This window comes from Deltaproteobacteria bacterium, from assembly GCA_005879795.1.
GTDB lineage: Bacteria > Desulfobacterota > Binatia > DP-6 > DP-6 > DP-6.
Window position 1 is genome coordinate 84,507 of sequence record VBKJ01000127.1, and the last position, 6,883, is coordinate 91,389.

Consider the following 6,883-nt stretch of genomic DNA (forward strand, 5'->3'; position numbering starts at 1 on the left):
CCGCCATGGCTAAGGCAAGGTTCGAGCGCAAGAAGCCGCACGTCAACGTGGGCACGATCGGGCACATCGACCACGGCAAGACGACGCTGACCGCGGCCATCACCAAGATCCAGGCCGCGAAGGGCCTCGGCCAGTTCGTGGCATTCGACCAGATCGACAAGGCGCCCGAGGAGCGCGAGCGCGGCATCACCATCGCGACCGCCCACGTCGAGTACGAGACCGAGAAGCGCCACTACGCGCACGTCGACTGCCCCGGCCACGCCGACTACATCAAGAACATGATCACCGGTGCGGCCCAGATGGACGGCGCCATCCTGGTGGTCGCCGCCACCGACGGGCCCATGCCGCAGACGCGCGAGCACATCCTGCTCGCCCGCCAGGTGGGGGTGCCGGCCGTCGTCGTCTACATGAACAAGGTCGACGCGGTCGAGGACAAGGAGCTCCTCGACCTGGTCGAGCTCGAGGTGCGCGAGCTGCTCTCCAAGTACGAGTTCCCGGGCGACGAGATCCCGATCGTCCGCGGCAGCGCGCTGAAGGCCCTCGAGGGCGACCCGGGCGAGCTCGGCAAGGGCTCGATCGACAAGCTCATGGCCGCGATCGACACGGCCATCCCGGAGCCGAAGCGCGAGGTCGACAAGCCCTTCCTCATGCCGGTCGAGGACGTCTTCTCGATCAGCGGCCGCGGCACGGTCGCCACCGGGCGGATCGAGCGGGGCAAGATCAAGGTGGGCGAGGAGGTCGAGATCGTCGGCATCCGCCCGACGCAGAAGACGGTCGTGACCGGCGTCGAGATGTTCCGCAAGCTCCTCGACGAGGGCATCGCGGGCGACAACGTCGGCTGTCTCCTGCGCGGCACCAAGCGCGAGGAGGTCGAGCGCGGGCAGGTGCTGGCCCGGCCCGGCTCGATCACGCCCCACACCAAGTTCCAGGCCGAGGCCTACGTCCTCACCAAGGAGGAGGGCGGCCGCCACACCCCGTTCTTCAACGGCTACCGGCCGCAGTTCTACTTCCGCACCACCGACGTGACCGGGGTGTGCACCCTGCCCGAGGGCACCGAGATGGTCATGCCGGGCGACAGCGTGCAGCTGAAGATCGACCTCATCACCCCCATCGCCATGGACGAGGGGCTCCGCTTCGCCATCCGCGAGGGCGGGAAGACGGTCGGCGCGGGCGTGGTCACCAAGATCTTCGAGTAAGCGACGGCATGAACGACAAGATCCGCATCCGCCTGAAGGCGTACGACCACCGGCTGCTCGACCAGTCGGTGCGCGAGATCGTCGACACCGTACGCCGGACGGGGGGGCGGGTCGCCGGCCCGATCCCGCTCCCCACCCACATCGAGCGCTTCACCGTCAACCGCTCGCCGCACGTCGACAAGAAGTCGCGCGAGCAGTTCGAGATCCGCACCCACAAGCGGCTGCTCGACATCCTCGAGCCGACGCAGCAGACGATCGACGCCCTCGGCAAGCTCGACCTCGCCGCCGGCGTCGACGTGGAGATCAAGCTCCAGTAGGCGGGCGTGAGCGCGGGCGAAGGACAGCAATCGTGATCGGCGGCCTCATCGGACGGAAGCTCGGCATGACGCAGGTCTACACGCGGGAGGGCCGGCTCGTGCCGGTGACCGTCATCCAGGCGGGGCCGTGTGCGGTGATCGCCACGCGCAGCGCCGAGCGTGACGGCCACGTCGCTGCGCAGGTCGGCTTCGCGCCCGCCAAGGCGCAGCGCCTCACGAAGGCGCTCGCCGGGCAGTTCGCCAAGGCGGGGACCGGCGCCTTCGCGGCGCTGCGCGAGTTCCGCCTGAGCGACGGCGAGCCGCCCGCGGTGGGGAGCGAGGTCAAGGTCGCCGACGTGTTCAAGGTGGGCGAGCGCGTGGCCGTCACCGGCGTGAGCAAGGGGCGCGGCACGGCGGGCGTCATCAAGCGCCACGGCTTCAGCGGCTTCCCGGGCTCGCACGGCACGCACGAGTACTTCCGCCACGGCGGCTCGATCGGAAACCGCTCTTTCCCCGGCCGTGTGTTCAAGGGCAAGCGCATGGCCGGCCGCTACGGGGCCGAGCGCGTGACGACCCGCAACCTGGAGGTGATCGGGGTGCGCCCGGACGATCATCTCCTCCTCGTGCGCGGCGCCGTGCCGGGCGCGCGGGGCGGCACGGTCGTGGTCCGCAAGGGCCCCGGGGTCCGGACGTAGGCCGTGGCGGAGGGCACGGTGACGCTTCCCGTCGTCTCGCAGAGCCGGGCCCCCGCCGGGCAGGTCGAGGTGCCGGCCGCGGTGGTGGCGGGGCCGGTCCGCGAGCACCTCCTGCACGAGGCCGTGCGGAGCCAGCTCGCGGCGCGCCGCGCGGGCACGGTGGCGACCAAGACGAAGGGGCTGGTGAGCGGCGGGGGCAAGAAGCCCTGGCGGCAGAAGGGGACCGGGCGCGCCCGCGCCGGCAGCATCCGCTCGCCGCTGTGGGCGGGCGGCGGCACCATCTTCGGCCCACAGCCGCGCGACTGGGCCTACCGCCTGCCGAGGACGGCGCGCAAGGCGGCGCTGCGCGCCGCCCTCGCGAGCCGGCACGCGGCGGGGACGCTGCTGGTGGTGGACGGACTCAGCCTGCCCGAGCCCAAGACCAAGCGCATGGTCGAGTGCCTGCGCGGCCTCGGCCTCGAGGGCGCGAGCGTCCTCATCGTCCTCGCCCGGGCGGACGCCGCGGTCCAGCGCGCGGCACGCAACCTGCCGCACGTGAAGGTGCTCGTCGCCGAGGGGCTCAACGTCTACTCCGTGCTCGGGCACACCCACCTCGTGCTGACGCGGGCGGCGCTGGAAGCGGTCGCCGGCCGCCTCGGAGGGAGCGCGTGAACCCCGGCGACGTCGTGCAGGGCCCGATCATCACCGAGAAAGGCACGCTGGTGAACGAGCAGGGGAACCAGGTCGTCTTCCGCGTCCACCCGCACGCCAACAAGGTCGAGATCCGCCATGCGATCGAGACCCTCTTCAAGGTGAAGGTCGAGAAGGTGCGGACGAGCCGCCAGCTCGGGAAGGTCCGTCGCGTCGGCCGGCACCAGGGGCGGCGCCCCGACTGGAAGAAGGCCTACATCACGCTGGCCGAGGGCAGCCGGATCGACTTCTTCGAGGGAGCGTAGGGGATGCCGACCGTCCAGTACCGCCCGACCTCGCCCGGACGCCGCTTCCAGACCGGCTACGACTTCGCCGAGATCACCAAGGCGCGGCCGGAGCCGTCGCTGACCGCGCCGCTCGGCAAATCCGGGGGGCGGAACAACCTCGGGCGCATGACCATCCGCCATCGTGGCGGCGGCCACAAGCGCCTCTATCGGGTGATCGACTTCAAGCGCGACAAGATGGGCGTGCCGGCGAGGGTGGCCGCCATCGAGTACGATCCGAACCGCTCGGCGCGTATCGCGCTCCTGCACTACGCCGACGGTGAGAAGCGCTACATCCTGGCGCCGATCGGGCTCGGGGTCGGGGATCGGGTGGAGGCCGGGCCGAAGGCCGACATCAAGCCCGGGAACAGCCTGCCCCTCTCGTTGATTCCGCTCGGCACGATGGTCCACAACGTCGAGCTGCGCGAGGGGCGCGGGGGCCAGCTCGGCCGCAGTGCGGGCGCCGCCATCCAGCTGATGGCGAAGGAGGGTGACTACGCGCTCGTGAAACTCCCCTCGGGCGAGCTGCGACGGGTGCGCCTCGCCTGCCGCGCCACCGTCGGGCAGGTCGGCAACCTCGAGCACGAGAACATCTCCTTCGGCAAGGCCGGCCGCATCCGTTGGCTCGGCCGGCGCTCGAAGGTGCGCGGCATGGCGATGAACCCGGTCGACCATCCGCACGGCGGCGGCGAGGGACGCTCGAAGGGCAACCACCCGCAGTCGCCCTGGGGCCAGCCGGCCAAGGGCTACAAGACCCGGCACAACAAGCGCACCGAGCGCTGGATCGTGCAGCGACGGAAGGTGCGCTAGGCCATGGCACGCTCGGTAAAGAAGGGCCCGTTCATCGACGCGCATCTCATGAAGAAGGTGCGCGCCATGCTCGAGTCGGGCGAGAAGAAGGTGGTGAAGACCTGGTCGCGCCGCTCGACCATCACGCCCGACATGGTGGGCTTCACCTTCGCGGTGCACAACGGGCGGAAGTTCATCCCCGTCTTCATCACGGAGAACGCGGTTGGCCACAAGCTCGGTGAGTTCGCGCCCACGCGCACCTTCCACGGTCACTCGGGCGACCGCAAGGGCAGGGTGGAGGGTGTCGCCGCGGGCGCGCCGCCGGGCGCCCCGGGCGCCGCGCCGCGCACCGCCCCCGGCGCCGCGCCACCGCCGCGCAAGGCTCCGGGAGCTGCATGAGCGTGAGCGAAGAATACTGATGAGCGTAAGCGAAGGATGCTGCTGAGTGGAGACGCGCGCGACCAGCCGCTTCGTCCGCCTGACCGCGCAGAAGGCGCGCCTGGTGGTCGATCTGATCCGCGGCAAGCCCGTGGAGAAGGCGATTGCGCTCCTCGAGTACACGCCCAAGCGCGGGGCGCGCACGGTGCTCAAGACGCTGCGCTCGGCGGTCGCCAACGCCGAGGTGGCGCACAAGGTCGACGTCGACGTGCTCTACGTGAAGCGCGCCTTCGTCGACGAGGGCCCGACGGCCAAGCGCTTCCTGCCCCGGGCGCACGGCCGGGCCACCAAGATCTTCAAGCGCACGAGCCACATCACCGTGGTCGTGGACGCCCGCGGCGCGGGCGAGGAGGCGTGAGCGTGGGTCAGAAGGTCCATCCCAAGGGCTTCCGTCTGGGCGTGATCGAGAACTGGGACTCGCGCTGGTTCGCGCGGCGCGAGTACGCGGATCTGCTCCACGAGGACACCAAGATCCGCAACTTCTTGAAGAAGCGCCTCTACCACGCCGGCGTCTCCAAGATCGAGATCGAGCGCGCGGCAAACAAGGCGAAGATCAACATCCACACCGCGCGCCCCGGCATCGTGATCGGGAAGAAGGGCGCGGAGATCGAGAAGCTCAAGCAGGAGCTCTCCAAGCTGACGCGCAAGGAGAGCTTCCTCAACATCCACGAGGTGCGGCGGCCGGACCTGGACGCGCAGCTGGTGGGGGAGAACGTCGCCCTCCAGCTCGAGCGGCGGGTCGCGTTCCGCCGCGCCATGAAGGAGGCGGTGGCGCGCGCCATGCGCATGGGCGCGCAGGGCATCCGCATACAGTCGGCGGGGCGGCTGGGCGGCTCGGAGATCGCGCGCACGGAGTGGTATCGGGAGGGCCGTGTGCCGCTGCACACGCTGCGCGCCGACGTGAACTACGGCGTCGCCGAGGCGCGAACCACCTACGGGGTCATCGGCATCAAGGTGTGGATCTTCCGCGGCGAGGTCCTGACCCGGCAGGAGGAGGAGCAGCGCGCCGCCCTCGGCGTCTGAGGACCCGTCATGCTCGCTCCCAAGAAGGTCAAGTGGCGCAAGATGCAGAAGGGGCGCCGCAAGGGCACGGCCTGGCGCGGCGCCACGCTCGCCTTCGGCGACTACGGCCTGCAGGCCGTCGAGCGCGGCTGGCTCACGGCGCGCGAGATCGAGGCGGCCCGCATCGCGCTCACGCGCTACATCAAACGTGGTGGGCGCGTGTGGGTGCGCGTCTTCCCCGACAAGCCGCTCACCAAGAAGCCGGCCGAGACCCGCATGGGCAAGGGCAAGGGTTCGCCGGAGATCTGGGTGGCGGTGGTGAAGCCCGGGCGCATGCTGTTCGAGATGGAGGGGGTGGACCCGGCCAACGCGAAAGAGGCGCTGCGCCTCGCGGCCGCCAAGCTTTCGCTCGCCACCCAGCCGCGCGAGCGGCACGCGGGAGTCGCCGCATGAAGGGAAGAGAGCTGCGAAAGGGAGGGAGCCGAGCCCGCGCGCGCTCGGGCTGCGCGCGGCGGGAGCCGCACGGGAGTTGGCCCGGGGGCAGCGGAAGCGCGCAGGGCGCGCCGCGCCCGAGCACTGGACGGGCCCCCGGGAGAGTTAGATGAAAGCCCAGGACGTACGTGACCTGAGTGACGCCGAGCTGCAAGCCCGCGAGCGCGAGCTCGCCGACGAGCTCTTCCACCTGCGCCTCAAGCGGGCCACGTCGCAGCTCCCCAACCCGATGAAGGTGCGCCAGACCAAGCGTGACCTGGCCCGCGTCAAGACCCTGCTCCACGAGCGGGGGCAACCATGAGCGCCGGCCGACGCAAGGTCCGCGACGGCGTGGTCGTGTCCGACAAGATGGACAAGACGGTCGTGGTGGTCGTCGCCCGGCTCGTCCGCCACGGCAAGTACCGCAAGTACCTGACCCAGCGCGTGCGCTACAAGGCGCACGACGAGAAGAACCAGTGCCAGGTGGGCGACCGGGTGCGCATCATCGAGACCCGCCCCCTCTCGCACGACAAGCGCTGGGCCGTGCAGGCGATCCTCGGGCGCGAGGAGGGGGCGGGCGAGGCGCTGGTCGGGACCGAGGTGCCGACGTGATCCAGGCCGAGACCATCCTCGACGTGGCGGACAACAGCGGGGCGCGCAAGGTGCTCTGCATCAAGGTGCTGGGCGGCACGCGGCGCAAGTACGCCTCGATCGGCGACGTGATCATCGTGTCGGTCAAGGAAGCCATCCCCAACGCCAAGGTGAAGAAGGGCGACGTGATGAAGGCGGTGATCGTGCGCACGGCCAAGGAGGTCGGGCGCACCGACGGCTCCTACATCCGCTTCGACACCAACTCGGCGGTGCTGATCGACAACGCGCGCGAGCCGGTCGGGACGCGCATCTTCGGCCCCGTCGCGCGCGAGCTGCGCGCCAAGAAGTTTATGAAGATCATCTCGCTCGCGCCGGAGGTGCTCTGAGCCATGGCGCTCCAGCGGCTACGCAAGGACGACACCGTGATGGTCATCGCGGGCAAGGAGCGCGGC

General features: G+C 70.5%; 13 protein-coding genes. All 13 read left to right on the forward strand.

The window, feature by feature from the left end:
- Nucleotides 1-5: 5 nt before the first annotated feature.
- Nucleotides 6-1,196: an elongation factor Tu gene (tuf, locus tag E6J59_07000; GenBank protein ID TMB21019.1), complete on the forward strand. Its 1,191-nt coding sequence runs from the start codon at nt 6-8 to the stop codon at nt 1,194-1,196.
- Between the two features lie 8 nt (nt 1,197-1,204).
- Nucleotides 1,205-1,513 carry a 30S ribosomal protein S10 gene (rpsJ, locus tag E6J59_07005; GenBank protein ID TMB21020.1) on the forward strand — a complete coding sequence of 103 codons (309 nt, stop codon included), beginning with the start codon at nt 1,205-1,207 and terminating at the stop codon, nt 1,511-1,513.
- Nucleotides 1,514-1,545: 32 nt separating this feature from the next.
- Nucleotides 1,546-2,187 (forward strand): 50S ribosomal protein L3, encoded by a 642-nt coding sequence (locus E6J59_07010; protein TMB21021.1) that lies wholly within the window; start codon nt 1,546-1,548, stop codon nt 2,185-2,187.
- 18 nt (nt 2,188-2,205) lie between these two features.
- Nucleotides 2,206-2,838 (forward strand): 50S ribosomal protein L4, encoded by a 633-nt coding sequence (rplD, locus tag E6J59_07015; GenBank protein ID TMB21031.1) that lies wholly within the window; start codon nt 2,206-2,208, stop codon nt 2,836-2,838.
- Nucleotides 2,835-3,122: a 50S ribosomal protein L23 gene (locus tag E6J59_07020; protein TMB21022.1), complete on the forward strand. Its 288-nt coding sequence runs from the start codon at nt 2,835-2,837 to the stop codon at nt 3,120-3,122. Before rplD ends, E6J59_07020 begins: the two co-directional genes overlap by 4 nt.
- Before the next feature lie 3 nt (nt 3,123-3,125).
- Nucleotides 3,126-3,950 carry a 50S ribosomal protein L2 gene (gene rplB, locus E6J59_07025; GenBank protein ID TMB21023.1) on the forward strand — a complete coding sequence of 275 codons (825 nt, stop codon included), beginning with the start codon at nt 3,126-3,128 and terminating at the stop codon, nt 3,948-3,950.
- A gap of 3 nt (nt 3,951-3,953) precedes the next feature.
- A complete protein-coding gene (gene rpsS / locus E6J59_07030) occupies nt 3,954-4,328 on the forward strand; it encodes a 30S ribosomal protein S19 (protein TMB21024.1) in 375 nt (124 codons plus the stop codon).
- A gap of 46 nt (nt 4,329-4,374) precedes the next feature.
- Nucleotides 4,375-4,725: a 50S ribosomal protein L22 gene (locus E6J59_07035; GenBank protein TMB21025.1), complete on the forward strand. Its 351-nt coding sequence runs from the start codon at nt 4,375-4,377 to the stop codon at nt 4,723-4,725.
- A gap of 2 nt (nt 4,726-4,727) precedes the next feature.
- On the forward strand, nt 4,728-5,390 hold the full coding sequence (rpsC, locus tag E6J59_07040; protein TMB21026.1) for a 30S ribosomal protein S3: 663 nt from the start codon (nt 4,728-4,730) through the stop codon (nt 5,388-5,390).
- A 9-nt stretch (nt 5,391-5,399) separates the two neighbouring features.
- Nucleotides 5,400-5,822, forward strand: coding sequence for a 50S ribosomal protein L16 (gene rplP, locus E6J59_07045; protein ID TMB21027.1), 423 nt, complete (start codon nt 5,400-5,402; stop codon nt 5,820-5,822).
- A gap of 148 nt (nt 5,823-5,970) precedes the next feature.
- On the forward strand, nt 5,971-6,162 hold the full coding sequence (locus E6J59_07050; protein TMB21028.1) for a 50S ribosomal protein L29: 192 nt from the start codon (nt 5,971-5,973) through the stop codon (nt 6,160-6,162).
- On the forward strand, nt 6,159-6,452 hold the full coding sequence (gene rpsQ, locus E6J59_07055; protein TMB21029.1) for a 30S ribosomal protein S17: 294 nt from the start codon (nt 6,159-6,161) through the stop codon (nt 6,450-6,452). Before E6J59_07050 ends, rpsQ begins: the two co-directional genes overlap by 4 nt.
- Nucleotides 6,449-6,817, forward strand: a complete 369-nt coding sequence (gene rplN / locus E6J59_07060) for a 50S ribosomal protein L14 (GenBank protein TMB21030.1) — start codon at nt 6,449-6,451, stop codon at nt 6,815-6,817. The genes rpsQ and rplN overlap by 4 nt, the downstream gene beginning before the upstream one ends.
- Nucleotides 6,818-6,883: the final 66 nt, after the last annotated feature.